22 protein-coding genes are annotated in these 26,168 nt (G+C 65.6%); 10 read left to right on the top strand and 12 right to left on the bottom strand.

The genetic code is table 11. The features are described 5' to 3' along the window. Positions 1–271: 271 nt before the first annotated feature. The 6 genes from glk to GM910_RS27450 form a co-directional block, all read right to left on the bottom strand. Entirely contained in the window at positions 272–1,240 is a 969-nt protein-coding gene (gene glk / locus GM910_RS23590; protein ID WP_159592400.1) for a glucokinase, read from the bottom strand. A gap of 111 nt (positions 1,241–1,351) precedes the next feature. Further along, the gene (locus GM910_RS23585; protein WP_159592397.1) at positions 1,352–2,458 is read right to left on the bottom strand and encodes an ABC transporter ATP-binding protein; all 1,107 of its coding nucleotides are present in this window, start codon (positions 2,456–2,458) and stop codon (positions 1,352–1,354) included. A 4-nt stretch (positions 2,459–2,462) separates the two neighbouring features. After that, positions 2,463–3,356, bottom strand: a complete 894-nt coding sequence (locus GM910_RS23580; RefSeq protein ID WP_159592394.1) for a carbohydrate ABC transporter permease — start codon at positions 3,354–3,356, stop codon at positions 2,463–2,465. After that, complete coding sequence (locus GM910_RS23575) at positions 3,353–4,267, bottom strand: carbohydrate ABC transporter permease (protein ID WP_159592391.1); 915 nt, start codon at positions 4,265–4,267, stop codon at positions 3,353–3,355. Before GM910_RS23575 ends, GM910_RS23580 begins: the two co-directional genes overlap by 4 nt. Before the next feature lie 54 nt (positions 4,268–4,321). Beyond that, positions 4,322–5,575, bottom strand: coding sequence for an ABC transporter substrate-binding protein (locus tag GM910_RS23570; RefSeq protein WP_159592388.1), 1,254 nt, complete (start codon positions 5,573–5,575; stop codon positions 4,322–4,324). Positions 5,576–5,660: 85 nt separating this feature from the next. Further along, on the bottom strand, positions 5,661–6,035 hold the full coding sequence (locus tag GM910_RS27450) for a cation transporting ATPase C-terminal domain-containing protein (protein WP_246226305.1): 375 nt from the start codon (positions 6,033–6,035) through the stop codon (positions 5,661–5,663). 255 nt (positions 6,036–6,290) lie between these two features. Here GM910_RS27450 and GM910_RS23560 point away from each other — a divergent pair, with 255 nt between their 5' ends. The 5 genes from GM910_RS23560 (at position 6,291) to GM910_RS23540 (ending at position 12,851) form a co-directional block, all read left to right on the top strand. Then, a complete protein-coding gene (locus GM910_RS23560; RefSeq protein ID WP_159592382.1) occupies positions 6,291–7,127 on the top strand; it encodes a universal stress protein in 837 nt (278 codons plus the stop codon). 96 nt (positions 7,128–7,223) lie between these two features. Beyond that, a complete protein-coding gene (locus tag GM910_RS23555) occupies positions 7,224–8,174 on the top strand; it encodes a 1-phosphofructokinase family hexose kinase (RefSeq protein WP_159592380.1) in 951 nt (316 codons plus the stop codon). A gap of 56 nt (positions 8,175–8,230) precedes the next feature. Continuing rightward, a complete protein-coding gene (locus tag GM910_RS23550; RefSeq protein ID WP_159592377.1) occupies positions 8,231–10,909 on the top strand; it encodes a bifunctional acetate--CoA ligase family protein/GNAT family N-acetyltransferase in 2,679 nt (892 codons plus the stop codon). A gap of 241 nt (positions 10,910–11,150) precedes the next feature. Continuing rightward, complete coding sequence (gene trxC / locus GM910_RS23545) at positions 11,151–11,594, top strand: thioredoxin TrxC (RefSeq protein WP_159592374.1); 444 nt, start codon at positions 11,151–11,153, stop codon at positions 11,592–11,594. Positions 11,595–11,603: 9 nt separating this feature from the next. After that, positions 11,604–12,851 (top strand): MgtC/SapB family protein, encoded by a 1,248-nt coding sequence (locus GM910_RS23540; protein WP_159592371.1) that lies wholly within the window; start codon positions 11,604–11,606, stop codon positions 12,849–12,851. 3 nt (positions 12,852–12,854) lie between these two features. On the opposite strand, the gene GM910_RS23535 is transcribed toward GM910_RS23540, so the two are convergent. Genes GM910_RS23535 through GM910_RS23520 form a run of 4 tightly spaced genes read right to left on the bottom strand, consistent with a single transcriptional unit; the run spans position 12,855 to position 18,653 of the window. Next, a complete protein-coding gene (locus tag GM910_RS23535; RefSeq protein WP_159592368.1) occupies positions 12,855–16,118 on the bottom strand; it encodes an efflux RND transporter permease subunit in 3,264 nt (1,087 codons plus the stop codon). Next, complete coding sequence (locus GM910_RS23530; protein ID WP_159592365.1) at positions 16,115–17,119, bottom strand: efflux RND transporter periplasmic adaptor subunit; 1,005 nt, start codon at positions 17,117–17,119, stop codon at positions 16,115–16,117. Before GM910_RS23530 ends, GM910_RS23535 begins: the two co-directional genes overlap by 4 nt. Before the next feature lie 11 nt (positions 17,120–17,130). Then, the gene (locus tag GM910_RS23525; protein ID WP_159592362.1) at positions 17,131–17,334 is read right to left on the bottom strand and encodes a YgaP family membrane protein; all 204 of its coding nucleotides are present in this window, start codon (positions 17,332–17,334) and stop codon (positions 17,131–17,133) included. 26 nt (positions 17,335–17,360) lie between these two features. Beyond that, positions 17,361–18,653 (bottom strand): NAD(P)/FAD-dependent oxidoreductase, encoded by a 1,293-nt coding sequence (locus GM910_RS23520; RefSeq protein WP_159592359.1) that lies wholly within the window; start codon positions 18,651–18,653, stop codon positions 17,361–17,363. Between the two features lie 223 nt (positions 18,654–18,876). On the opposite strand from GM910_RS23520, the gene GM910_RS23515 reads away from it, so the two are divergent. The 3 genes from GM910_RS23515 to GM910_RS23505 all read left to right on the top strand — a co-directional run bounded on the left by GM910_RS23515 (position 18,877) and on the right by GM910_RS23505 (position 22,761). Next, complete coding sequence (locus tag GM910_RS23515) at positions 18,877–19,161, top strand: ArsR/SmtB family transcription factor (protein ID WP_246226303.1); 285 nt, start codon at positions 18,877–18,879, stop codon at positions 19,159–19,161. Between the two features lie 159 nt (positions 19,162–19,320). Beyond that, positions 19,321–21,750 (top strand): phosphoenolpyruvate synthase, encoded by a 2,430-nt coding sequence (gene ppsA / locus GM910_RS23510; RefSeq protein WP_159592353.1) that lies wholly within the window; start codon positions 19,321–19,323, stop codon positions 21,748–21,750. 30 nt (positions 21,751–21,780) lie between these two features. Further along, positions 21,781–22,761, top strand: a complete 981-nt coding sequence (locus GM910_RS23505) for a ribose-phosphate diphosphokinase (RefSeq protein WP_159592350.1) — start codon at positions 21,781–21,783, stop codon at positions 22,759–22,761. On the opposite strand, the gene GM910_RS23500 is transcribed toward GM910_RS23505, so the two are convergent. Both GM910_RS23500 and GM910_RS23495 read right to left on the bottom strand, forming a co-directional pair. Then, on the bottom strand, positions 22,706–23,659 hold the full coding sequence (locus GM910_RS23500) for a hypothetical protein (protein WP_159592347.1): 954 nt from the start codon (positions 23,657–23,659) through the stop codon (positions 22,706–22,708). The two genes, GM910_RS23505 and GM910_RS23500, sit on opposite strands and share 56 nt — an antisense overlap. Before the next feature lie 132 nt (positions 23,660–23,791). After that, entirely contained in the window at positions 23,792–24,619 is an 828-nt protein-coding gene (locus GM910_RS23495) for a universal stress protein (RefSeq protein ID WP_159592345.1), read from the bottom strand. A gap of 104 nt (positions 24,620–24,723) precedes the next feature. On the opposite strand from GM910_RS23495, the gene GM910_RS23490 reads away from it, so the two are divergent. Both GM910_RS23490 and GM910_RS23485 read left to right on the top strand, forming a co-directional pair. Next, positions 24,724–25,209 (top strand): NUDIX hydrolase, encoded by a 486-nt coding sequence (locus tag GM910_RS23490; RefSeq protein ID WP_159592342.1) that lies wholly within the window; start codon positions 24,724–24,726, stop codon positions 25,207–25,209. 376 nt (positions 25,210–25,585) lie between these two features. Continuing rightward, positions 25,586–26,026 (top strand): DUF3775 domain-containing protein, encoded by a 441-nt coding sequence (locus GM910_RS23485; RefSeq protein WP_159592339.1) that lies wholly within the window; start codon positions 25,586–25,588, stop codon positions 26,024–26,026. The last annotated feature ends 142 nt before the right edge of the window (positions 26,027–26,168 follow it).

Below are 26,168 nucleotides of genomic sequence, written 5' to 3'. Positions count from 1 at the left end.
AGCCGCGCCGATCATTGATCCGCGTCAAACCAGGTCGAAATGTGAAACCGATTGACGATGTGACGAATACGGACCCGCGCTTCCCGGCCGGCGCGGCGGCCGTGACGACACCCGGTACGGAACCGTGCCGGCGTGGGATGTCGAAGGGCCCTATCGCTGCATCAAGCGAGCATAGGCGCCAACCAGCCCGGCAAGCGGTTCGACCAGTCCGGTCAGGCTTGCGACACCGAGCGGGTTGAGTCTCGAATATTCGTCCTCGGAGCCGTATCGATCAGACCGGAATTGCAGCCGACAGCGCCACCGCCGCACCGCGCAAGCCCGCATCCTGGCTCTTGATGACCTGAACCGGGAGCCGCTCCAGAAAGGAAAAGAGCCTGCCCTTGGACAGGAAGGCGCCGCGGAATGCATCGGTGGCGAGCAGGTCCAGTATTCGCGGCGCAATTCCACCCCCCAGATACACGCCGCCTCCGGCACCATAGAGCAGAGCGACATCGCCAGCGAAACGACCAAGCCATTTCACGAAGAGTTGCAGCGCCAGCTCCGCGAGCGGGTCCTCCTTCGCAAGACCCCGTTCGACAATCTCCTGGACAGAACGCGGTTCGACATGCCGCCCCCGCTTCTTCGCGAGCGCCGCGTAAAGCCGGGAAAGGCCCGGGCCGGAGATCAGCCGTTCAGCCGACAGGTGGCCTTCGCCTGCCCTGATCTGTTCGACGATCTCCAGTTCCTCGCCGCTTTCCACGGGAAACGACACATGGCCGCCTTCCGTCGGCATGCCGACCCAGCCCGATGGGGCGGCAACCAGCCCCGCCACGCCGAGGCCCGTACCCGGTCCGAGCACGACCCTTGGACGACCCTCCGCCGGCTCGCCGCCGCCGAGCTTGTGCAGATCGTGGGCCGTCAGGTACGGAAGCGAAAGCGCCAGCGCCTCGAAATCGTTGACCACGTGGAGACGTTCCGCCCCGGTCGCCCGCCTCAAGTCGTCGCGCGTGAAGGACCACGGGAGGTTGGTGAGGCGCAGTTCGCCTTCCGTCACCGGCCCTGCGATGGCGAAACTGGCCATCGCAGGGCGGTGCGGAACGGAACCCATATAGGCTTCGATCGCAGCCTTTAGCGATGTGAACATGTTGCAGCGGAACACGGCGAAGTTCGTGACCGTCAGTTCGTCGATGTCGCTGATCGCAAAACGGGCATGCGTGCCGCCGATATCGGCCACCAATGCCTGGCGCGAATTCCCTTTCATGCTCTGCTCCTATGTCGTGGACGCGGCGCTGCCGTGGTCCGGTCTCGCACACATCTCCCGCATTCCCGGCGCCGATGCCTTGATCTGTGTCAGATCGGGCGAAGGATAGAGCTAAAGCCGCTTTCCCGTTTCCGGGTCGAACAGCTTCGCGCGGTCCATGTTGACCTCGAAGCGGTACTTGCTGTCGACGGGGGCCTTGTCCTCGGGATGGACGCGGGCGATGGCCTCGATGCCGCCCAGCGTGAAGACGAGCAGCGTGTCCGGCCCGGTCGGCTCCACCACATCGATCATCCGCTCGAAGGCGAAGGTCGCCCTGCACGGGCGCTGCGTGCCCTCGCGGCCGATCGTTTCCGGCCGCAGGCCCAGATAGAGTTCCCGGCCGAGGTAGCGCCTGGCGGGGCCGGCGAGTGCCTCGGGCACGGGGAAGTGGATCGTGCCCTCCTCGTCCGTCACCTCGAGGTGCAGCCCGCTATTCTCCACCACCCTGCCCTTGAAGAGGTTCATCGACGGCGAGCCGATGAAGCTTGCCACGAACAGGTCGACGGGCTCCTCGTAGATCGCCTCGGGCGGGGCAACCTGCCGGATCGTGCCGTTGTCCATCACGGCGATGCGGGAGGCGAGCGACATGGCCTCGATCTGGTCGTGGGTGACATAGATGACGGTCTTGCCGAGCCGCCGGTGCAGTTTCTTGATCTCGGTGCGCATCTCCACGCGCAGCTTGGCGTCGAGATTGGAAAGCGGCTCGTCGAACAGGAAGACGTCCGGGTTGCGCACCAGCGCACGGCCCATGGCGACACGCTGCCGCTGGCCGCCGGAGAGCTGGCCCGGCTTGCGGGCAAGCAGCGTGTCGATGTGGAGAAGATCAGCGACCTCGGCCAGCGCCTTCTCGCGCGCCTGCCTGGGCACGTGCCGGGTGACCATGCCGAAGGTGATGTTGTCCTCGACGGACTTCGTCGGATAGAGCGCGTAGGACTGGAAGACCATGGCGATATCCCTGTCCTTCGGCGCCACGTCGTTGACCTTGCGTTCGCCGATGAAGACGTCCCCGTCCGACAGCGTCTCGAGGCCGGAGACGAGGTTGAGCAGGGTCGACTTGCCGCAGCCCGAGGGGCCGACCAGCACAACGAATTCGCCCTCCTCTATATCGAGGTCGATGCCCTTGATCACCTCGTTGGTGCCAAAGCGCTTGCGGACATTCCTCAGCCGGATATCGGACATTCGGTCAACCTTTCACGGCGCCGGCGGAAAGACCGCGGATGAAATACTTGCCTGCGAACACGTAGACGATGAGAGTGGGGATGGCGGCGATGATGGCCGCCGCCATGTCGACATTGTATTCCTTCACGCCGGTCGAGGAGGCGACGAGATTGTTGAGCGCCACGGTGACGGGGTTGGAGTCGCCGACCGTAAAGGCGATGCCGAACAGGAAGTCGTTCCAGATCTGCGTGAACTGCCAGATGACGGTCACCACGATGGCTGGCGGCGCCATCGGCAGGACGATGCGGAAGAAGATGCCGAAGAAACCGGCGCCGTCGACCTTGGCCGCCTGCACGATGCCGTCCGCCACGCCGACGAAGAAATTGCGGAAGAAGAGCGTGGTGAAGGCGAGGCCGTAGACGGTATGTACGAGCACGAGGCCCGGTACCGTGCCGGCGAGCCCGAGAACGCCCAGCGTGCGCGCCATCGGCAGAAGCACCACCTGGAAGGGGATGAAGGCCCCGAACAGCATCAGGCCGAAGATGACGTCGGCACCGCGGAAGCGCCATTTCGTCAGCGCATAGCCGTTGATCGCGCCGAGCAGCGTCGAGAACACCACGGCGGGGATCACCATGGCGATCGAGTTCCAGACATAGGGCTTCAGCCCCTCGCAACGCACGCCGACACAGGCCGAATCCCAGGCCCTGAGCGTCGGCTCGAAGGTCACATCCTTCGGCAGGCTCAGAAGCGTGCCGGTGCGAATCTCATCGAGCGGCTTGACCGCCGTGATCGCCATGACGATCAGCGGCATGAGATAGTAGAGTACGAAGAGCCCCAAGACCGCGAAGAGGAGGAGGCGGAGAAAGGTTGCCGCAGCACTCTTCGGCCGGACAATGCCGTGGACTTGACGTGCGCTCATTTCCGGCCTGCCCTGAGTTCGGAGTAGAGATAGGGCACGACCACCGCCATGATTGTGATGAGCATCATGACGGCGCTGGCTGCCGCCAGCCCCAGTTCGCTGCGCTGGAACGCATAGGAGTACATGAAGGTGGCCGGCACGTCGGTGGCGATGCCCGGGCCGCCTGCCGTCAGCGCGACGACCAGATCGTAGCTCTTGATGGCGAGATGCATGAGCGTGATGAAGGCCGACAGGAAAACCGGCCTCAGCATCGGCAGGATGATGCCGACATAGGTGCGGATGGGCCCTGCCCCGTCGACGGCCGCCGCTTTGATGATCTCGTCGTCAATGGACCGCAGCCCCGCCAGGAACAGCGCCATTACGTAGCCTGACGACTGCCAGACGCTGGCGATGACGATCGTGTAGATCGCCATCTCGCGGTCGACCAGCCAGTCGAACTGGAAACTCTCCCAGCCCATGTCGTGCATCAGCTTCTCGATGCCGAGCGTGGGGTTGAGGATCCATTTCCAGGCCGTGCCCGTGACGATGAAGGAAAGCGCCATCGGATAGAGGTAGATGGTCCTGAGCACGCCCTCGGCGCGGATGCGCTGGTCGAGCATGATGGCGAGCAGGATGCCGATCGCCATGCAGAAGGCCATGAAGAGGACGCCGAAGATGACGAGGTTCTCGAGCGCCACATACCAGCGCGGCGTCTCCCACAGGCGGATGTATTGGATGAGCCCTGCGAACTCGTAGCGCGGCATGACGCGGGATTTCGTAAAGGAGATATAGACCGTCCAGGCGATGAAGCCGTAGACGAAGAACAGGCTCAGCGCGAAGGACGGCGCCACCACCACCTTGGGCAGCCATAGGTCGACGCGTTTCAGGCGTGTGACGAGATCGGTCGCAGTGCGCGCCACGGTTTTCTCCATCGTCCGGAAAAGAACCGGGCCGCCGGAAACGACGGCCCGATAGCGGATGCGCGGTCACATGGCGCGCTGGATCGCCGCAACGAGACGCTCGACGGCTTCCTGGGAGGTCATGTCGCTGTTGAAGTGCTCGGTCACGACATCGAGGAACTCGCCGCGAACCGAACGTGGCACAGCCATCTCGTGGGCCATACTCGGCACCAGGCTGTCGCCCGTCATCGCGGCAGTCAGGTCCTCATGGGACTTCTTCGCGCAATCGTCGAACGCGTCGAGCGCGACGTCGACACGGGCCGGAATAGAGCCCTTTGCAAGGTTGAACGTCTCCTGGAAGCCCGGCGACATGATGAGGCTTGCCAGCACCTTCTGGCCCTCGATCCGCTCGGCACCCGAGACCTCGAACATGACGAAGGAGTCGGAGTTGAGGATGAAGGCGTTGCCCGGTGCGGGCGCGCAGAGGAAGTCCTCACCCGGCACCTTGCCGGCGGCCAGGAATTCGCCCTTGGCCCAGTCGCCCATGATCTGGAAGGCAGCTTCGCCGTTCATGACCATGGCGGTGGCGAGGTTCCAGTCACGGCCGGAAAAGCCCGGATCGACATAGCCGCGCAGGGTGCGCATCTGGTCGAACACCTTGACCATCGTGTCGCTCTTGAGCGCCTCCATGTCGAGGTCGACCAGCGCCTTGCGGTAGAAGTCGGCGCCGCCGAGACCCAGCGCCACCACCTCGAACACGGTGGCGTCCTGCCAGGGCTGGCCGCCATGGGCGAGCGGCGTGATGCCGGCCGCCTTCAGCTTCTCGGCCGTGGCGTTGAACTCGTCCCATGTGGAGGGCACGTCGGCGCCGACCTTGGCCAGCACCTCCGGATTGGCCCACAGCCAGTCGACGCGGTGGATGTTGACGGGCGCGGCAACGTATTTGCCCTCATACTTCATGATCTCGGCCAGAACCGGCGGCAGCACGCTGTCCCAGTCCTCCGCCATGGCCACATCGTCGATGTCGGCGACAGCGCCCTCCACGGCCCATTCCTGAATGCCCGGGCCTTTAAGCTGCACCGCCGTTGGCGGGTTGCCGGCAACCACGCGGGCGCGCAGCGCCGTCATCGCTGCGTCGCCCCCGCCGCCGGCGATCGGGGAATCGATCCACGTGCCGCCCTGATCCTCGAAGGATTTCTTCAGTTCCCCGACGGCCTTGGCCTCGCCGCCCGAGGTCCACCAGTGGAGCACCTCCACCGTCCCGCCCGCCTGCGCAGCGCTGGACGCCATCAAGAGCCCCAGCCCGAAGGCCAGAGCCATGCCCTTCTTGAACCTTCTCATCGTGACTTCCTCTCTGTTTCCGCCGAGGTTTTCTCGGCCCGGAAGGTAGTTTTCCGCCTCGAAAGGAAACGCGCTTTGATCTGTATCAGACCGCTTCCCGGCAACGGAACGATCCGACTCTGCGGCGCACCCATTTCTCCGTCTCCACGACTGTCAGCAGCGCAATTCCCACCGCTAAGACGGCAAGCCCTTCCGAAAGAGAAACCGGGCGCGTCTCGAAGATCGACTGCAGGAAGGGCGTGTAGGTGAGCGCGACCTGCGCGGTGGCGACGCCGGCGAGCACCGCGGGTGTGCCCAGGATGCCCTGCCATGTGAGGGATGTTCCATGCATGTAGCGCACGCTGAAGAGATAAAAGATCTCCTTCTCCCCCAGGCCGGGCTGGCGCCCGATCTCCTGCGCGGTGATCGCGTGGTCGCCCGTGATCATGACGACCCGGATGCCCGCCTTGCCTTGTGGCATTCGCCGACGGCCTCGACCGCCTCCGGCCTTGTGGTTCGATGCTGACCACGCTGCAAGGCGGTTCGCAATCTCCTTCCACCCGTCGCGGTCTATGGGCCTGCCACCACCACTAGCCCGGAGCGCTCTTCCTGCCTTGACGAGGATCAAGCCACCCTTCCCCTGCGGCCCCGGCGCTTGATCCAGCGCAAAGCCCCGCGATACTCCCGGCAGTAGGAAGGCGCGAAGGCATGAATTCACCGGCAACGGAGAGAGACAATGGTTTTCAAGACCGTCCTGAGCGTGATCGACGTCGGCCAGTCCGACCGCGACCTGGATCTGGCGATCGAGCTGTGCGGGCAGATCGATGCCCATCTCTCGGTCCTCGTCCTGTCGGTCGCTTTTCCTCCGCCGGCCAGCGAATATGCCGCTGCACTCTCGGAAACCTGGCTGCAGGAGCGCCAGGAAGACATCGAAAAGCTGCGGGCGCGTGTCAGCGAGGTGACCTCCCTCCTGGCCAAAACCGGGCTTTCGGCGGATGCCGATGGCGAATATGTCGAGAGAGCCTGGACGGATGATATCGTGGGACGCAAGGCGCGCTACGCCGATCTGACGCTGGTCGGCCCCCAGCTTGCTGCGAGCTCCGACCGCAAGACCCAGGTCCTGAACGGCGCCCTCTTCGAGTCTGAAAGACCCGTCCTCATCGTTCCGGAGGAAGCCGGCGCGACCTTGCGGCCGAAAAAGGTCCTGGTCGCCTGGAATTCGCGGCTCGAGGCCGCCCGCGCGGTGCGCGATGCCCTGCCCCTGCTCACTGGCGCCGAGGACGTGTGCATCACGATGGTCGACCCCCGCGAAGGCGACTATGAAAGCGGCCCCGAGCCGGGAGCCGACATCGCCGCCTATCTCGCCCGCCACGGCGTGAAGGTGCGCGTCGACAGGCTCCCCGGTTCCGACCGCTCGGTGGCCGATGCGCTACGCATCCATGCGGTGGATATGGCGGCGGAGATGATCGTGATGGGCGCCTACGGCCACTCGCGGCTGCGCGAGCGCATATTCGGTGGCGTCACCAGATCGATGATCGACGAGCCTCCCCTGCCCGTCTTCATGGCGCGCTGAGCGGGGTTTTGACCCGCCGGCCCAAATGCGTTCTCCTGGGGCTTTCGGCACACGAACGCTTCGCAGATATCCCTACCCCCTGGAAGGAAGTGCGAGATGTCATCGATCCTCACCGTCACCCTGAACCCTACGATCGATCTGTTCGGAGAGGTCGAGGTCGTCCGGCCGATCCGCAAGATGCGGATGTCCGAGCAGCAGTACGACCCAGGCGGCGGCGGCATCAATGTCGCGCGGGTCATCATCGAAATCGGCGGGGATGCCGAAACGGTCTTCCTGGGTGGAGGCGCCACCGGCGCGTGGCTCGACGCGCTGCTGGCACGTGACGGCATCCAGCGCCGGATGGTGCCGATCGTGGGCGAAACGCGGGTGGCCTTCGCGGTGCAGGAGCGCGGGAGCGGATTTGACTACCGCTTCGTGCCTCCGGGTCCTGCCGTCTCGGCGGAGGAGGCCGAGACCTGCCTCGACATCGTGCGGGCCCGTCAGGCCGGCTATGTCGTTGCGAGCGGCAGCCTTCCGGCCGACACGCCGCCGGACATCTACGCCAGGATGGCGCAGATCGTGGTGGAGAAAGGAGGCCGCTTCGTGCTCGACAGTTCCGGCGAGGGGCTGTGCGTCACGCTGGAGCGGTCCCGCGTCTTTCTTGTGAAGCCGAGCCTCGGCGAGTTGGGGCAGCTTGTCGGCCACGAACTGGACGAACAGGGCGCGCGCGAAGCGGCGGTCGGCCTGGTGAAGCGCGGCGCTGCGGAGATGGTGGCAGTGACGATGGGCGCCCAGGGAGCGCTGCTGGCGACGGCCGACGAGGTGCTGCGCATGCCTACGCCGCGCGTCAAGGTGCGCTCCGCCATCGGCGCCGGCGACAGCTTCCTCGGCGCAATGGTGTGGGCGCTTTCCAGCGGATGGGCCGTGAAGGGGGCATTCCACCTGGGCATCGCCGCGGGTGCAGCCGCCGTGCTGACGCCCGGAACGAAGCTCTGCCGCCGCGAGGACATCCGCGCGCTCTATCCTATGTCGCCCGATGCCGACACGGAGCTCGCAGCCGGCCTTTGACGATCGTTCCATCGCACTTGGAGAAGCTGCCTGCCAACCGGCACGAGAAGCGAGCCATGACGATCCGCAATCTTGAATATGCCGTCCGCCCGAAATCCGTCGCGGTGTTCGGCGCCTCCCCGCGGGAGGGCTCTGTCGGACGCATCGTCATGGAGAATATCGTGAAGGGCGGCTTCGAGGGCGCGGTCTGGCCGGTCAATCCGAAACATCGCAAGGTTTGCGACCTTCCATGCTACGCACAGGCCAAAGACCTGCCCGCAGCTCCCGATCTCGCCGTCATCGCCACGCCGCCACGGACCGTGCCCGGCATTATCGGCGATCTCGGAAGGAAGGGAACGCGCGCTGCGGTCGTCATCACCGCGGGGCTGACGGAAGAGAACGGGCTGAGACAGGCCATGCTCGACGCGGCAAGGCCCTATCTCTTCCGCATCATCGGCCCAAACACAGTGGGGCTCATCATCCCGCCTTTAAGGCTCAATGCGAGCTTTGCGCATTTCGCCGCGCCGGCGGGCGGGCTGGCGCTACTGTCCCAGTCCGGCGCCATCGCCACCTCGCTGATCGACTGGGCGGCCCAGGAGGGTGTCGGCTTCTCCAAGATCGTCTCGCTCGGCGACATGGCGGATGTCGATGTGGGCGACTGTCTCGACATGCTGGCGGGCGATGCGCACACGCACGCGATCCTGCTCTATCTCGAAACGATCCCCAATCCGCGCAAATTCATGTCGGCCGCCCGCGCCGCCGCCCGCATCAAACCGGTGATCGCGATCAAGTCGGGCCGTCATGAGCAAGCGGCGAAGGCTGCGGCGACGCACACCGGCGCACTGTCGGGCGCCGACGCGGCGGCGGATGCAGCCTTGCGGCGGGCCGGCATATTGCGCGTGAACGATCTGGGCGAGCTGTTCGACGCGGCCGAGATCGTGGCGCGCTTCCGTCCCTTGCCGCGCGCCCGCGTCGGCATCGTCACCAATGGCGGCGGCGCCGGCGTGCTGGCGGTCGACCGGCTGATCGACTGCGGCGGCGAGCTTGCCCCGCTCTCCGAGGAGACGATCGCGCGGCTCGACAGGGAACTGCCGGCAAATTGGTCGCGCGCCAATCCGGTCGACATCATCGGCGACGCACCGGCCAGGCGCTACCGCGCCGCCGTCCAGGCGATGGCGGCGGATCCCGCGACCGACGCCCTGCTTGTCATCAACTGCCCGACGGGCCTTGTCTCGCCGATGGAGGCGGCCACGGCCGTCTCGCAGATTACCGAAAACGGCAACGTCCAGGGCAAGCCGCTGCTCACCTGCTGGCTCGGCGAGAAGACCGCGCGGCAAGGGCGGGACATTCTGCAATCAGCCGGCATCGCCAGCTTCAACACGCCAGGCGACGCGGCGCTTGCCGTCTCCTATCTCGATCGTTGGTCTGATTCACAGAAGGCGCTGATGCGCGTACCGGCAAGTGACGGCGCGGACATTATGCGCGACCGCGACAAAGCGCTGGCGGTCTTCGGGCAGGCGGCGGCCGAAGGCCGGCACATGCTGACGGAGCCGGAGGCCAAGGCCGTGATCGGGGCCTACGGCATCCCGGTGCCGGAGACGGTCACGGCAGGCAGTGCTGCCGAGGTGAAGAAGGCCGCCGCCAGGCAGCTTAAGGGCGGCGGGCGTGTCGTCATCAAGCTGCACTCCAAATCGCTCAGCCATAAATCCGATGTCGGCGGCGTGGTGCTCGGCCTCACGAATGCGGAGGAAGCGCACGACGCGGCAGAGGCGATGGAGCGGCGGCTGCGCAAGAACGGCCAGTGGACGGAAGGGGACGGCTTCGTAGTGCAGCCGATGGTGGAGCGCAAACGCGCGCATGAGCTGATCCTCGGCATGAGCCGCGATCCGATCTTCGGGCCAACCATGCTCTTCGGCGCCGGCGGCACGGCGGTCGAGGTGGTGGCCGATACGGCGGTCGCCCTACCGCCGCTCGACAGCGTGCTTGCCGGCGACCTGGTCGACCGGACGCGCATCGGCAGGCTGCTTGTTGGCTATCGCGACCGCTCGCCCGCTGACCGCTCCGCGATCGTCCAGGCACTCAATGCGCTTTCGCAGCTCATCGTCGATTTCCCCTGCATTGTGTCGATGGACATCAACCCCTTGCTTGCCGACAGCGAGGGCGTGATCGCGCTCGACGCGCGCATCGAGATCGAGCCCGCTGCAGTCGGACAGAAGGGGCCGAACCCGGCGCTCGCCATACGTCCCTATCCAGCCGGCTGGGAAAGAGAGCTTGCGCTGGGGGGTGGGACCTACCGACTGCGGCCCATCAGGCCGGCCGATGTGGGGCTCTACCCGGACTTCCTGGCGAAAGTGTCACCTGAGGATGTGAGGCTGCGCTTCCTGGCGCCACGCAAGCACTTTCCTGACGAGATGCTGCTGCGACTTACCCAGCTCGACTATGAACGTGAAATGGCCTTTGTCGCCCTCTCGGTTGAAGAGGGCGCGCTGGCCGGCATTGGAAGGCTGTCGGCCGATCCCGACAAGGAGATAGCCGAGTTCGCCCTTCTCGTGCGCACCGATCTGCAGGGCCACGGGCTCGGCTGGGCGCTTCTGAGCCAGCTCCTCGATTACGGGAAAGCGGAAGGCCTTTCACGCATCGAAGGGATCGTGCTTGCCGAGAACGAAGGCATGCTGACCATGTGTCGCGAATTCGGCTTCGCCATCCGCCCGCATCCGGACGAGCCGGGCGCCATGCTGGCGACGTTGATACTGTAGAAGCCAATGCCTCCCCATTGACCAGGATCAAGGAACACCGAGGCAACGCGGGGATGATTGCTGCTACCAGGCATGCCATTGTCTGGATGCATCCGCGTTCCGTCGCTCAAGGAAAAGGCGATCCGATGCCCAAGACAGCAGGAGGCTCGAATATAACTGCATTTCAGCGGATGCTTGCCTTTGCGCCCTTCAGCCCGCCAGATGCGACACCATTTCCTCGATCATCTGCCGGAGCGTTGCGATGAACGAAACCCATGTCGTGTGCAGCGAATGCGGCGGCGTGAACCGTATTCCCTCCTTTCGTCCTGCGCTCAAAGCGAAGTGCGGCAAGTGCGGGGCGAAGTTGTTTTCCGCGCATCCGCGGGATGTGGGCGCGGACATCTTCGAGCACCAGATCGCCCGCAGCACCATCCCAGTGCTGGTCGATGTTTGGGCGCCGTGGTGCGGCCCGTGCCGGACGATGGCGCCGGCCTATGAGGCTGCCGCGTGCGAGCTGGAGCCCGACGTGCAGCTGATCAAGCTCAACGCCGACGCCGAGCAGGCGACCGCAGCCCGGCTCGGTATCCGCGGCATCCCCACGATGGTTCTGTTTCACGGCGGCCGGGAGGTCGCCCGTACGGCCGGTGCCATGTCCGCCCCCCAGATCGTCCGCTGGGTGCGTGACCGGCCGCCGCTTGCCGCGTGACCAGGTTCGATGGATCCCCTGATCGCAAAGCTGGGACTGGCGCTTGCCATCGGCTTGCTGGTGGGGCTGGAGCGGGGTTGGCGAGAGCGCGACGCACCCGAGCACAGCCGCACAGCAGGAATCCGCACTTTCGGTATCTCAGGCCTCCTGGGCGGCATCTTGGCGGCATTGTCCCAAGCCGCAGGCTCCTCTGCCCCGCTCGTCGCCGGCTTCCTCGGCTTCGCCGTCATCTTCGCCTGGTACAAGTCCCGTGAAGCGATCCATGACGAGGATTACAGCGTCACGAGCGTCATCGCGGGGCTCGGCGTCTTCGCCCTCGGCGCCTTCGCGGTCGCCGGCGACTATCGCGCCGCGGCAGCGGGAGGCGCGGCGCTGGCCGCCGTCCTCGCCAGCCGGGAGGTGCTGCACGGGCTTCTGAAGCGGCTGACCTGGATCGAGTTGCGCTCCGCGCTCATCCTGGCGGTCATGACGGCCGTCGTCCTGCCGCTCCTGCCCAACAGGACCATCGATCCCTGGGGCGGCCTGAACCCTTGGGAGATCTGGTTCTTCACCGTCCTCGTCGCGGCCATTTCCTTCCTCGGCTACATCGCCGTGCGCGTTCTCGGCGAGGCCCGTGGCCTTTTGGTGAGCGCGCTGGCCGGCGCGGTCGTTTCCTCGACGGCAGTGACGGTCGCGCTGGCGCGGAGCGCCAAGGGGGCGGGCCGGCCGATGCCGCTCGCAGGTGCCGCCTCGCTCGCGGCGATGGTTTCCATCCTGCGCGTTTCGCTGATTGTCATCCTGATCGAGCCGCGGGTCTTTCCCGCCATCGCCGCGCCGGCACTGGCGGCTGCCTTCTGCTTCGGCGCCTGCGGTGGACTGCTTCTGCTCAGAAACGGTGGCGAGGTGGGCAGCGCGCCGGCGCAGAACCCATTCGACCTCGCGCCGCTTCTGCTGTTCGCCCTGTTCTTTGCCGTGGTGGCCACGGCAAGTGCCGCCCTCTCCGAGATCTCCGGCGTCAGCGGCCTGCTCGCCACCTCCACTGTTTCCGGAGCGCTCGACGCCGATGTGGCGGTGCTGGGCGCAATCCGCCTCGTGGGAGGAACGGTCGGAGCTGATACGGCGGGTCAGGCGGTGCTCGCCGCCCTGGCAAGCAATGCTGCAGCAAAACTGGTCTTGGCGGCGGCGGTGGCCTCGCTCCGTTTCTCCCTCGCCCTTGCCGGCTTCACGCTCCTGGCGCTGATCGCCGGATTTGGCGTCTATCTCGCCGTGCCGGCATAGAGCTCAAGCCGTTTCCAGCACCTCCTGCCGGGTGGGCGGGATGTCTACGGCCGGGCTCTCGTCCTCCGGCTCGATCTCTCCTTCGTGCCCGCCTCTAAGCGCCACGTAGATCGCCGGGATGACGAGGACGGTGAGCGCGGTAGAGGAGGCGAGGCCGAAGAGGAGCGAGATGGCGAGCCCCTGAAAGATCGGGTCGGCGAGGATGACGACGGCGCCGATCATCGCCGCGACCGCCGTCAAGAGGATCGGCTTGAAGCGGATGGCGCCGGCTTCGAGCAGAACGTCCAGCAAGGGGCGCTCCGGGGTACGCGCGTTGCGAATGAAATCGACCAGCAGGATCGAGTTGCGCACGATGATGCCGGCAAGCGCGATGAAGCCGATCATCGAGGTTGCCGAGAAGGGCGCCGCGAACAGCCAGTGCCCGAGCATGATGCCGATGAAGGTGAGCGGGATCGGCGTGAGGATGACCAACGGCAGCTTGAAGGAGCCGAACTGGGCGACCACGAGGATGTAGATGCCGAGAATGGCGACCATGAAGGCGGCACCCATATCGCGGAAGGTAACCCAGGTCACCTCCCACTCGCCGTCCCACAGAAGCGTGGGATGCGCTTCGTCGTCGGGCTGGCCGTGGAGAGCGATCACCGGCTTCAGCACGTCGCCCCAGTCGGCCTGCTCAATCGCCTCGCCTACGGCCATCATGCCGTAGACGGGCGCCTCGAACTGGCCGGCGAGTTCCGCCGTCACCATCTCGGCCGCCCGGCCGTTGTGGCGGAAGACGGGATAGGAGGCGGGCTCGCGCGTCACCGTCACCACGTCGCCGAGTTCGACGATGCCGCGCTCGCCAGGTAGGGCATTGGCGGGGACCGGTGTGGCGAGCGCCCGCTCGCCCACGACCCTGTCGCCTTTGGACAGCGCGACACGGATGGGGATCGGCGGCCGGCCGCCGCCGCGGTGCGAATAGCCGACGGTCGAGCCCGCATAGAGCGAGCGGATGGCGTCATAGACATCCGCCTGCTCGACGCGGTGGTATTCGAGATTGTCCTGGTCGATGGAAAACCGCACGCGCTCTTGGCTAGCGCCGTAGGAATCGTCCACGTCAACGATAAAGGGCACGCTCTCGAATGCCTCGCGCACTTTGGCCGCGACCGCCCGCCGCGTCTCGGGATCGGGGCCGTAGACCTCCGCCAGCAGCGTGCCGAGCACCGGCGGTCCTGGCGGCGGCTCGACCACCTTGAGCGCCGTGCCTTCCGGCACGTCAAGGCCCGCGAGACGCGCGCGCATGTCGAGCGCAATGTCATGGCTCGACCGGTCGCGCTCATCCTTCGGAAGCAGATTGACCTGGACATCGCCCAGTTCCGGCGAAGAGCGCAGATAGTAGTGCCGCACCAGCCCGTTGAAGTTGAAGGGGGCGGCGGTGCCGGCGTAGGTCTGGAAGGAGACGACTTCGGGTACCGACGCCAGCCGGCTTGCCACCTGCTGCAGGACGCGGTCCGTATCCTCCACCGAAGCGCCCTCCGGCAGGTCGGCGACAACCTGAAGCTCGGCCTTGTTGTCAAAGGGAAGCAGCTTGACCGTCACGTCCTTGGTGTAGAAGAGCCCGAGCGAGGCGAGCGTGGCGATGCCCACGAGGATGAGGAAGGTCCAGGCCCTGAGACGCGACTTCAGGATCGGCCGGGCGACGGCGACATAGGCCCGGCCCAGCCGCCCGCCGTGGCCGTCGTGGCCGGCGACTTCCGCCCGGCCCGCGAATTTCAGCATCAGCCAGGGCGTCAGCATCACGGCGACGAAGAAGGAAAAGAGCATCGCGGCCGACGCGTTTGCCGGGATCGGGCTCATATAGGGGCCCATCAGGCCGGAGACGAAGAGCATCGGCAGGAGTGCCGCCACGACGGTGAGTGTCGCAACGATGGTCGGGTTGCCGACCTCGGCCACGGCGAGGGTGGCGTCGAGGGCGCGCGAGCGGCCGGTGTTCATGCCCCAGTGCCGGGCGATGTTCTCGATCACCACGATGGCGTCGTCCACCAGGATGCCGATCGAGAAGATGAGCGCGAAGAGGCTGACGCGGTTGAGCGTGTAGCCCATCACGTTGGAGGCGAAAAGGGTGAGCAGGATGGTGGTCGGGATCACCACCGCGACGACCAGCGCCTCGCGCCAGCCGATGGCGAAGGCGACGAGGAGCACAATGGAGACCGTGGCAAGCCCCAGATGGAACAGAAGCTCGTTCGCCTTCTCGTTGGCCGTCTCGCCATAGTCGCGCGTGATCGTCATCTCCACGTCGTTGGGGAAGATCTGCCCGCGCACCTGCTCCAGGCGATCGATGACGGTCTCGGCGATGGTCACAGCGTTGGTGCCCGGCCGCTTGGCGATGGCGAGCGAGACGGCCGGCAGGCGCTGAAGCCCCTCATCCGTCTTGCGCAGCTCGGTTACGCGGGTCTCGTTCGGCTCCGTGGCGAGAACGATGCTTGCCACGTCGCGCACATAGACGGGCCGGCCGTCGCGGGCGGTGAGAAGCAGGTTGCCGATCTGGCCCCGCGTCTGCAGCGTCTGGCCGGCCAGCAGCGTGCGCTGCTTGCCGTCCTCGCGCACGAGGGCTGCCTGGAACGAGCGGTTGGCGCCCTCCACCTTGGCCGCGAGCTGCTGCAGCGTGATGCCGTAGAGCGAGAGCTCTTCCGGGTCCGGCTCGACGCGGATCTCCTCCGGCTGCTCGCCGACGATGTAGGTGAGGCCGATGTCCGGGAGCTTGGCCACCTCCACCTGCAATTCGCGTGCAAGGCGTGTCAGCCCATTGGTCGTCCAGCGCTCGGCGGCCTCGGGCGTCGGCGTCAGCGTGACGACGACGATGGCGACGTCGTCGATGCCGCGTCCGACGATCAGCGGCTCGGGGATGCCGACGGGGATGCGGTCCATGTTGGCGCGCACCTTCTCGTGCACGCGCAGGATGGCCGCGTCGGCGCTGGTGCCGACCAGGAAGCGGGCGGTGACGACCGCGCCGTCGTCCCTGGTTTGGGAGTAGACGTGCTCGACGCCGTCGATGCTCTTGACGATGGATTCCAGCGGCTCGGTGACAAGCTTGACGGCATCCTCCGCCTTGAGCCCGTTGGCCTCCACATGGATATCGACCATGGGCACGGAGATCTGCGGCTCCTCCTCGCGCGGCAGCGTGAAGAGCGCGACGAGGCCCAGCGCGAAGGCCGTGATGAGGAAAAGCGGCGTGAGCGGCGAGGCGATGAAGGCGCGCGTGAGTGCGCCGGCGATGCCGAGCTTCATGGGAGGAGCACCTTGTCGCCGTCGCGCAGGCCTGTGAGGATTTCCACGCGCGGCCCGGCGTCATGCAGGAAGGTCTCGCCGAGGACGACGGCGACCTCGATGGTGTCGTCGGCGGTCGAAAGCGCGACGTAGTCGATGCCGTGGCGGGTGGTGACCGCCTCGGGCGGCACGGCGACGGCACTGCGGCTGCCGACAGGTATGCGCACCAGCGTGCGCTCGTTGACGAAGTAGTCGCCGAGGCCCTCGACCTCGACATCGGCGATGACGCGCCCTTCCGAGATCTCGGGATAGACCTTGGCGATGCGGCCTTGCCTCTCCGCCTCTTCCGCGGCTGCATTGCCGAAGCCGCGCCGGCCGAGGAGCACGGTGCGGCCTTCCGCGATGTCGGCGGCGTATCGCTCCGGCAGGGAGAGCCGGAGGTAGTAGCGGCCGGTGGCCACACGCGCGACCTCCTCACCCGGCAAGACGACGGAGCCGGGCGTCACCGGCACCGTGAGCACGCGGCCGGTGGCCGGCGCCAGCACCTCGCCCTCGCGCGCCTGCTGCTCGACGACCGCCTTTGCCGCCTGCGCCGCCACCAGCTGGTTGGCGGCGACATCGAACTGCGTCCTGGCCTCGTCCACGCGCCCTTGCGAGACGACTCCTCGCGCGAGAAGCTGCTCGGCACGTTCCAGCTCCGTCCTGGCGTTGTCGAGCTGTGAGGTGATTTCATTGATCCTGGCCTCGGCCGCGCCGAGTTCGAGCGCGATCTTCTCGTCGACGACGACGGCGACCACCTGGCCTTCCTCGACCTCGCTGCCCTCGGTGACATGGACCGCACGGATCGTGCCGCCGGTGCGCGCTCGCGCCGGCACCACGGTGCGGCTCTTCACCTGGCCGAAGACGGCTTTCATTTCGGGGATGAGCACGGTGTCAACCGTGAACTCGCCGGCCGCGGCGGAAAGAGCGCCACCGGCGAGGAACGCCAGAACGGCAAGGACAGGAGGGCTGGTCCGCGACATGGGCCGCCGTCCTATTTGAAAGCCTGGCCCGGCTTCACCCCGAGCTTCTTGAAGGCCATGGCCGCCGGACAAAAGCCGGTGACGGACGCCTGCATCAGGTTGAGCCCGACGAAGACGGTCAACAGATACCAGTAGGGCGAAACGTAAAAGCCGAGCGCCAGAGAGGCAAGCACCATGAAGCCGGCAAACATCATAACGGCACGGTCGAGGGTCATCGTTCTTCTCCAGGTTGGCCGGGCGTTCATTCGCTCGGTTCGAGGTGGATTTCCTTGAGCTTGTTGATGCCCAGAAGCTCAAGCGTAAGGTTCTCGTAGAAGGTCTCGGCATGGCCGTGCCGGACCTTGTGCAGGAAGTATTTCTCGAAGCCGACCTTGGCCGCATGCACCCATCGCCCCTGCGAAGACCAGTTGACGTTGCGCGGCGGGATCTGCGGCTGCGCCACGAAGGCGATGCCCTCGTCGCCGAAATCGGCCAGGCACACGGCGTTCCAGGAGGCGACAGCCTTCGGCTCCTCGCCCCGGATGAGGGCGGCAATGTTGTTGGTCGTGGCCGTCACCATGGATTCGATCATGAAGCCGGTCTTCGGCACGCCGACGGGCAGCGGCGTCTTGCCGACCGGCGGGATGGCCACGCACACGCCGATGGCGAAGATGTTTGGATAAGCCGGGTTGCGCTGGTGCTTGTCGATCAGGACGAAGCCGCGCGGATTGACGAGACCCTCGATGCCGTAGATGGCCGGCACGCCTCGGAAGGCGGGCAGCATCATGGAGTAGGTGAAGGGAAGTTCGTGCTTCGTCCGGGTTGTTCCGGTCTCGTCGACCTCTTCGACATACATCCGCCCCCGCTCCACCTTGGCCACCTTGGCGTTGGTGATCCACTTGATGTGGCGCTCGCGCATGGCGCTTTCGAGAAGCCCCTTGGTGTCACCCACCCCGTCGAGGCCGAGATGGCCGATATAGGGCTCGGGCGTGACGAAGGTGATCGGCACCTGGTCGCGCTTCTTCGCGTGGCGGAGCGCGGTATCCAGGATGAAGGCGAACTCATAGGCCGGGCCGAAGCAGGAAGCGCCCTGCACCGCGCCGACCACGACCGGCCCCGGCGCCTCAAGAAGCGCATCGAAGGCCTTTTTCGCCTCGACCGCATGGCCGACCTGGCAGACGGACTGCGTGTGGCGGTCGGGGCCCAGTCCCGGCACCTCGTCGAAGGCGAGGTCGGGGCCGGTGGCGATCACCAGATAGTCGTAGTCGATGAAGGTGCCGTCGCAGAGCGCGATCCGGTTTTCGTGCGCAAGCACGCGCCGGGCGCCCTCCGGTCGCAGGGCGATACCCCTGCGCTTGAAGACCGGCGCCAGGTCGACGGCGATCTCCTCGGGCTTACGCCAGCCGACGGCCACCCAGGGATTGGACGGGACGAAGGAATAGGTTGGGCCGAGATTGACGACCGTCAGCCCGTCCGTCGGCCGCATCTTGTCCTTCATCTCATAGGCCATGATGACGCCGCCCAGACCGGCGCCGAGAATGACGATATGTGACATGGCTCTTCCTCCTTCCGGGATTGCCATAAACCGCTCGTCCGCATGCCACACGCCGCGCCGCGGCACCTTGATCTTGCTCAATTCCCGTGATCGATGAGGAAATGAGGAATCCGGCATGTGCACCAAAACAAGCACTCCAAGGTGGCACCACCCCGTGGCAGCACCGTTGCGCTTGCATGTAACATTCAAAAGTTATAAATTCAATGATATGAATATAGAAGAGATGATCTCCGCTTCGAATGAGGCCGCAGAGCTGATGCGCAGCCTGTCGCATCCCCAACGGCTCCTGGTGCTTTGCGCGCTGGTTGCTGGGGAGAAATCCGTCGCCCGGCTGCGCGCCGAACTGGACATCGCGCAAGTGCCCATGTCGCAGCAGTTGATGCGGCTGAGAGCTGACGGGTTGGTCGAGGCGCGGCGGGAGGGTACGACCGTTTACTACCGGATCGCGCGGCCCGAGGTGCTGACCGTGGTCGAAGCGCTCCATGCCGCCTTCTGCGGGCCGCGATAAGGCCTTTTCGGCCAGCGATTGTCGTGCCGCTCTCCGGGCACGGCTTCGCTTGTCACTCGCCCATGGATAGAGTGGCAGCATGCAAGCGGCGGATTGACCCGGATCAAGGCGACCCGCGACCGCCGCGGCAGACTGGCTCGCAAACCACAGGAGCCCGTCATGGAAAGCACGATCCGTCAGCCGGCCACCGCGGCCAAGCAAGCGGGTAAGCCGCGTCCGGTCATCTGGTTCGAGGAAGTCGGACGCCACGATGTCGGCCGTGTCGGCGGCAAGAACGCATCGCTGGGCGAGATGGTGCAAACGTTGGCGCCGAAAGGCATCCGCGTTCCGCCCGGCTTCGCCACCACGGCCGACGCCTATTGGGATTATGTGGAGGCGAACGGGCTCAAGGAGCGCATCTCCGACCTACTTGCCGAGATGGCGGCAAGCAAGGCATCGCTCGCCGAGACGGGCCAAGCGATCCGATCGCTGCTCCTCAAGGGCGAATGGCCGGAAAGAACGGCATCGGCGATCACAGAGGCCTATCGCGAGCTTTGCGAGCGGGCGGGTAAAGCGGAGGTCGACGTGGCCGTGCGGTCCAGCGCGACCGCCGAGGACCTTCCCGACGCCAGCTTCGCCGGCCAGCAGGAGACCTTCCTCAACATCCGGGGAGAACGCGCGCTGCTGCAAGCCTGCCGCCGCTGCTATGCCTCGCTCTTCACCGACCGCGCCATCAGTTATCGCCAGGCGAAGGGCTTCGACCACATGAGCGTCGCCCTTTCCATCGGCGTGCAGCAAATGGTGCGCGCCGATCTCGGCGGCTCGGGCGTGATGTTCTCCATCGACACGGAAACCGGCTTCAAGGAGGTGGTCGTGATCGACGCCGCCTGGGGATTGGGCGAGAACGTGGTCCAAGGCGCAGTCGATCCGGACGAATACCAGGTCTTCAAGCCGCTTCTGTCCGACCGGTCGGTGACGCCCATCGTCGGCAAGACGCGAGGTGAGAAGGCGCAGAAGATGGTTTATGCCGCGGGCGACAAGCCGACGCGCAATGTGCCCACCTCCAGGGCGGAGCGCATGGCCTTCGTTTTGGAGGACCAGGAAATCCTCACGCTCGGCCGCTGGGCCGCTGCCATCGAGGACCATTATGGCTGCCCGATGGACATGGAGTGGGCCAAGGATGGCGAGACCGGTGAGATCTTCATCGTCCAGGCGCGGCCGGAGACGGTCCAGTCGCAGCGCGAAGAGACGGCCTTCAAGGCATACACGATTACCGAGAAGGGCAAGACGCTGGCCACGGGACTTGCCATCGGGGATGCCGTCGTCTCCGGCCCCGTCTGCCTGATCGAGGACGCGCGCGACATCGACAAGTTCGTGGACGGCTCGATCCTCGTCACCGTCACCACCGATCCGGACTGGGTGCCGATCATGAAGCGGGCGGCGGCCATCGTCACCGATCATGGCGGGCGCACGTCGCACGCCGCGATCGTCAGCCGCGAGTTGGGCCTGCCCGCCATCGTCGGCACCGGCAACGCCACGCAGGTGCTCCACACTGAGTTGGAGGTGACCGTTTCCTGCGCCGAAGGCGACCAGGGCTTCGTTTATGAAGGCGCGGCAAGCTTCGAGACGGAGACGGTCGACGTGGCCGACCTGCCGGAGACGCGGACGGAGATCATGCTAAACCTCGCCAACCCTGCCGCCGCGCTGCGCTGGTGGCGCATCCCGGCCGATGGGGTGGGGCTCGCCCGGATGGAATTCGTGGTTTCCAACCACATCCGTGTGCACCCCATGGCGCTGGTGCGCTTCGAACAGTTGAAGGACGAGGCGGCCAGGCGCGAGATCGAGAACCTGACGGCAGGCTACACCGACAAGACGGAGTATTTCGTCGACCGGCTTTCGCGCGGCCTCGCCCGCATCGCCGCCGCGCTTTACCCCAAGCCTGTCATCGTGCGCATGAGCGACTTCAAGACCAACGAATATGCGGGTCTCATCGGCGGGGCGGAGTTCGAGCCGGAGGAAGAGAACCCGATGATCGGCTTCCGGGGTGCTGCGCGCTACTACTCGCCGCGCTACCGCGAGGGCTTCGCGCTCGAATGCAGGGCGATCAAGCGGCTGCGCGAGGAGATGGGCTTTACCAATGTCGTCGTCATGATCCCGTTCTGCCGCTCCATCCGAGAGGCCGACCGAGTGCTCCAAGTGATGGCCGAGAACGGGTTGAAGCGCGGCGAGAACGGCCTGCAGGTCTTCGTCATGTGCGAGATCCCGTCGAATGTCGTGCTGGCGGCGGAGTTCGCCAAGCGCTTCGACGGCTTCTCCATCGGCTCCAACGATCTCACGCAGCTCACCCTCGGTGTGGACCGCGATTCGGGCGAGCTAGCCGAGCTTTTCGACGAACAGGATGCCGCCGTGAAGTGGATGATCAAGAACGTGATCACCGAGGCGCGCGAGGCCGGCGCCAAGATCGGCCTGTGCGGCCAGGCACCGAGCGATCATCCCGAGTTCGCCGCCTTCCTCGTCGAATGCGGCATCGATTCGATCTCGGTGAGCCCGGACAGCTTCATTGCGGTGAAGAAGCAGGTGGCGGCGGCGGAGGCCGACCGGAAGCATTGAAGCGTCATCGCCTGTGATGGAGAAGGAACCATGCGCCTTTTCGCGATGAAAGGATCGGAAGACCTCGGCGTTGCCGTTGCTGGAGCGATCGGCACAGCCCTCGATCCCCACGAAGAGCGGGATTTCGAGGACGGCGAGCACAAGGCGCGCCCGCTCGTCGGCGTGCGCGGCGAGGATGTCTACGTGCTGCACAGCCTCGCCGCGAGCCGCGGCGCTAGCGCCAATGACAGGCTCCTCAAACTGCTCTTCTTCCTGGCCACGTGCCGTGAGCATGGCGCCGAGCGGGTGACGGTGGTTGCGCCCTATCTCGCCTATGCGCGCAAGGACCGGCAGACCAAGGCCCGCGACCCGGTGGCCACGCGCTATACCGCGCTGCTGTTCGAGGCGGTGGGGACGGATCGCATCGTCACGCTCGACGTGCACAACATCGCGGCCTTCCAGAATGCGTTCCGCTGCGAGACCGTGCATCTCGACACGCGCCAGCTTTTCGTGCCGGTGATCGAACGGCTGGCGGAAGGCGGGCCCGTCACCATCCTTTCGCCCGACGGCGGCGGCGTGAAGCGGGCGCAACTTCTCAAGGAATGCCTGGAGGCGGAGACCGATCTGCATGTCGGCTTCGGCTTTCTGGAGAAACGCCGCAGCCGTGGCATCGTATCCGGCGACCTCTTCGCCGGCGAGGTGGCCGGCACGGTCGTCTTCATCGTCGACGACATGATCAGCACGGGCGGCACTATGCTGCGTGCGGCCACAGCCTGCCGCGAGCGCGGGGCGAAGGCGGTGCATGCGCTGGCGACCCACGGGCTGTTCGGCGAGAGTGCCGAGACACTGTTTGCCAGCGACGCCATAGACCGCATCGTCGTGACCGACAGCGTGGCAAGAGCGGCACGTGCCACGGCGGAACATCCTTCGGCGCGGCTGGAGATCGTCTCGGTCGGTCCCCTGATCGGCGAGGCGCTCAGACGCCTTCGCGACGGCGGATCGATCTCAGATCTTCTGGGGACCGAAAGCTGACGAGTTCCTGTTTCGCCTGCCCGATATAGCGGATGGCCAGGGGACGCCACCTCTCGGGATGGCGCACGGGCTCCTCCAGTAGATGCACGATGCACAGGCGCGCCCTGAGCAAAGCCCGGAAGGCGCCGTAGAGCGCCAGGAGACCGGCCGAGGGGCGGCGTCCGTGCCGCTTCTCCAGCGCTGCACTCAGCATCGGCCGGATCCAAGGTGCGCCGAGCATCTCGCATTCCATGCCGAGATAGTTGATCTCGTCATAGGGATCGATGATGCGCATGGCCCGGTTGAACTCCAGGCAGTCGATGATCTGCGGCGGATGCGACAGGCAGACATGCTCGGGCCTCAGATCGCCGTGTCCCTCGACAATCATGTCGACGGCGATGCGCGCAAGGATTTCGGCCCTCGATCGCGCAAGAAGCCATTCTACGGCGTCCAGCGGGCTCCCGGCCGTCTCACCCAGAGCCAGATCGGGACGCATTAGGACGGAGCGGTTGAGGCGATGCTCCGCCAGGAGATGACGCAGATAAACGCCGCCTTCCGCCCGCTCGGGCGCGCGACACGCGTAGAATTCGGCAAGCAGTCCGGCAACACGCCCGATATCGTCGCGCCCGGCCTGCCCTTTCGCTATGCGCTCGTCCAACATGTCCGCTTGCGGCAACCGCCTCATCTCCACCAGCCAGTCGACGATGCGGCCGCGATCTCCGAGCGAGAACGCGCCGGAAGGCAGCCGACACAGTGGAACCACCCGCAGATAGGTCTCTGGCGCCAGGCGGCTGTTCAGCCGCACCTCCTCCTCACAGAAGAACCTGCGCTTTGCGACCGTGCTGAAATCCAGGAAGGGCCGTCGTACGGGCTTCTTGAGCTTGTAGACCCGATCGTCGGCAAGAAAGACCCACGACATGTGGGTCTCCCTCGCCTCCACACGCCGGGGGGCCGAGGGATAGGATTGCGGCCTGCCCAGGAATCGCACCTTGGCCGCCAGGTGATCGATCCGCCGTCTTGCCATCGAGAGAGACAAAGCCGACGGCCCGATTCAGTTCGAAAACAGACGGTTGAGCGATCCGTCGCTAATGAGCGAGCGCGTCATGCCGCCGAATATCCATTCGCGAAGCCGGCTGTGGCCGTAGCCGCCGGCTACGACCAGGTCGGCCCCCTGCTCCCGTGCGATCTCTGCGATCGCTTCCTCGCGATTGGCTCCGCCGACGTCCAGAACGTCGGAACTTGCCTTCACGCCATGCCGCATCAGGAAACGCACCACGTCGGCTGCACTCTCCCGGGCCGCCTTTTGCTCGCCTTCGGCAATCGTGGTGACGATGACCTCCCGCGCACCCTTGAGGAAAGGCATGGCATCGGCAACCGCGCGCCGCGCCTCGCGCGTGTCCTTCCAGGCGACCAGAACCTTGTGCGCGCGCAAGAGGGCGAGGCTTTCTGCGGCAAAGAGCACGGGACGGCCGGCCGAAAGGATCAGCGCTCCAGGTTCCACTGTTCGCCGGCCGTCGCCTGCGGCCTCGGCCGAGGGCGCGCCGGTGACGATGAGATCGGCCGCGCGCGCGTGGACAGCCAGAAGCTCCGTCGGATTGCCTAGCTCGTCGCGCCATGATACGCGCTCGCCGTCGCCGGCCACGCCGAGGAACTCTTCCTTCAGTGCCTTGAGCCTTTCTTGGATGTCCTCGATCTGCTGGCGCATGACCTCGGCGACGACCATGCCGCCCTCGCCCCCCGGAACGAGCGCATGGGGTTCTGCAGCGGCAAAGCCGATCAGGTTGGCCTCGAAGCGCCTGGCCAGATCCATGGCGAAGGTAAGCCGCGGGGTCACGGCAGTGTCCATGTCGAGTTGGACGATAATTGTATTGTAGGTCATGTTGCTTGCTCCCACAGTGTCGCGAAAACTGATCATGATCGGCAGCGGCCCGCTTTGACGCGCATCAAGGAGGGCGCGGGAGAGACGATCGGGGAGATTGAGCCATGGCCCGCAAGAGCGCTGGCATTTTGCCATTCAGACGGCGAGCCGGGACGGTACAGGTTCTCCTCGTGCATCCCGGCGGCCCATTCTGGCGAAAGCGGGACGACGGCGTCTGGTCGATCGCGAAGGGAGAATATGGCGACGACGAGCAGGCTGAAGCCGCCGCGCGCCGCGAATTCACGGAAGAAACCGGATGGCAGGTGACGGTAGACCTGATGCAGCTCGGCGAGACCCGCCAAGCCGGCGGGAAATATGTCACGGCCTTCGCGGTCGAGAGCGACTTCGATCCGACAACCCTGCGCAGCAACGTCTTCGAGATGGAGTGGCCGCCGCGCAGCGGCCGCATGCAATCCTTTCCGGAGATCGATCGCGCCGAATGGTTCAGCCTCGAAAAGGCACGGGAAAAGCTGCTTGCCGGGCAGCGACCCTATATCGAGCGGTTGGTGCGCCTCCTCCAGCGCAGGCCGAACCTTTTCGATGCTGATTGACGTGGATCAATACAAGAACCGGAAATTCGGCCTAAGAATGCACGACGTCACGCCGAGGCAGATTGGCGAAGTACGGCGGTGAACCGTCTGCGGGCGCGGATCCGCCCATGCGATGAACCAGTCGTTCGTTGACACGTGGCGGCGGACCCGCGGTGCCAGGCCGAGCGCCCCAGGAGAGATCCCAGGGTGGAGGGTGCTGGGCCGCGGGTTTCGCTTTGCCCCGCGGTGCGATCGGGCGGTTGCACCGTTCGATGCAAGGATGCGCCCGGATCGATCTCTCGTCGGAAAGGTTGAATTGACCCGGATCAATGGCTTTCCACCCGGCAGGTTTACAATGCGAGCGTCCAAGGCCGCAAGAGCGCTTCGGGAGATGTCGATGACACGGTTTTCCAGACAGACCGCGGGGGATGACACCGAGTTGTCGATCCCTCTCGAGAAGGTCTGCTTCATCATCATGAAGGCGCGCGAGTTCGACGCCAAGGACGTCGAGACCGAGCCGGCATCGGGCTCGAACCCCGCCGACGACCATGAGATAGGTGTGCTCGAGGATCGCCCCGACGATCCCTCGCTGGACGAGCTGAATTCGCTGATTTCGGATCTTTCGGTCGACGAGCAGATCGATCTCGTGGCGCTGGTATGGCTGGGCCGCGACGAATACCCCGACGATTGGGAGAGCGTGCGCGCAGCGGCAGCCGACGCCCACAACGAGCATACGGCCGACTATCTCACCGGAAACCCGCTTCTGGCCGATCATCTTTCGGACGGACTTTCCATCCTGGGACTTAGCTGCGCTGACTACGAACTGAAGCATCTGTAACCGCCTTGCGGCAATGTCCGGGGAAGCGTTCGCGGTCAGGCTCTCTCTTTTCTTATCGCGAGCTTCTCGACCGAGACCTCATGGTTTGCGCAGCCGCATTCGGCGAAAGCAGCAATGTTTGCGATGGTGGTCTCGGCGATGT

It is taken from the genome of Chelativorans xinjiangensis, assembly GCF_009812055.1.
GTDB classification, from domain to species: Bacteria; Pseudomonadota; Alphaproteobacteria; order Rhizobiales; family Rhizobiaceae; genus Chelativorans; species Chelativorans xinjiangense.
Note: the sequence above shows the minus strand (reverse complement) of the source record. Positions and strands in the feature narration are given on the sequence as shown.

Bases quoted from the DNA above. Each gene is read 5' to 3' on its own strand.
- glk (WP_159592400.1), bottom strand. From the start codon at position 1,240: ATGAAAGGGAATTCGCGCCAGGCATTGGTGGCCGATATCGGCGGCACG.
- GM910_RS23585 (WP_159592397.1), bottom strand. From the start codon at position 2,458: ATGTCCGATATCCGGCTGAGGAATGTCCGCAAGCGCTTTGGCACCAAC.
- GM910_RS23580 (WP_159592394.1), bottom strand. From the start codon at position 3,356: ATGAGCGCACGTCAAGTCCACGGCATTGTCCGGCCGAAGAGTGCTGCG.
- GM910_RS23575 (WP_159592391.1), bottom strand. From the start codon at position 4,267: ATGGAGAAAACCGTGGCGCGCACTGCGACCGATCTCGTCACACGCCTG.
- GM910_RS23570 (WP_159592388.1), bottom strand. From the start codon at position 5,575: ATGAGAAGGTTCAAGAAGGGCATGGCTCTGGCCTTCGGGCTGGGGCTC.
- GM910_RS27450 (WP_246226305.1), bottom strand. From the start codon at position 6,035: ATGCCACAAGGCAAGGCGGGCATCCGGGTCGTCATGATCACGGGCGAC.
- GM910_RS23560 (WP_159592382.1), top strand. From the start codon at position 6,291: ATGGTTTTCAAGACCGTCCTGAGCGTGATCGACGTCGGCCAGTCCGAC.
- GM910_RS23555 (WP_159592380.1), top strand. From the start codon at position 7,224: ATGTCATCGATCCTCACCGTCACCCTGAACCCTACGATCGATCTGTTC.
- GM910_RS23550 (WP_159592377.1), top strand. From the start codon at position 8,231: ATGACGATCCGCAATCTTGAATATGCCGTCCGCCCGAAATCCGTCGCG.
- trxC (WP_159592374.1), top strand. From the start codon at position 11,151: ATGAACGAAACCCATGTCGTGTGCAGCGAATGCGGCGGCGTGAACCGT.
- GM910_RS23540 (WP_159592371.1), top strand. From the start codon at position 11,604: ATGGATCCCCTGATCGCAAAGCTGGGACTGGCGCTTGCCATCGGCTTG.
- GM910_RS23535 (WP_159592368.1), bottom strand. From the start codon at position 16,118: ATGAAGCTCGGCATCGCCGGCGCACTCACGCGCGCCTTCATCGCCTCG.
- GM910_RS23530 (WP_159592365.1), bottom strand. From the start codon at position 17,119: ATGTCGCGGACCAGCCCTCCTGTCCTTGCCGTTCTGGCGTTCCTCGCC.
- GM910_RS23525 (WP_159592362.1), bottom strand. From the start codon at position 17,334: ATGACCCTCGACCGTGCCGTTATGATGTTTGCCGGCTTCATGGTGCTT.
- GM910_RS23520 (WP_159592359.1), bottom strand. From the start codon at position 18,653: ATGTCACATATCGTCATTCTCGGCGCCGGTCTGGGCGGCGTCATCATG.
- GM910_RS23515 (WP_246226303.1), top strand. From the start codon at position 18,877: ATGATCTCCGCTTCGAATGAGGCCGCAGAGCTGATGCGCAGCCTGTCG.
- ppsA (WP_159592353.1), top strand. From the start codon at position 19,321: ATGGAAAGCACGATCCGTCAGCCGGCCACCGCGGCCAAGCAAGCGGGT.
- GM910_RS23505 (WP_159592350.1), top strand. From the start codon at position 21,781: ATGCGCCTTTTCGCGATGAAAGGATCGGAAGACCTCGGCGTTGCCGTT.
- GM910_RS23500 (WP_159592347.1), bottom strand. From the start codon at position 23,659: ATGTCGTGGGTCTTTCTTGCCGACGATCGGGTCTACAAGCTCAAGAAG.
- GM910_RS23495 (WP_159592345.1), bottom strand. From the start codon at position 24,619: ATGACCTACAATACAATTATCGTCCAACTCGACATGGACACTGCCGTG.
- GM910_RS23490 (WP_159592342.1), top strand. From the start codon at position 24,724: ATGGCCCGCAAGAGCGCTGGCATTTTGCCATTCAGACGGCGAGCCGGG.
- GM910_RS23485 (WP_159592339.1), top strand. From the start codon at position 25,586: ATGACACGGTTTTCCAGACAGACCGCGGGGGATGACACCGAGTTGTCG.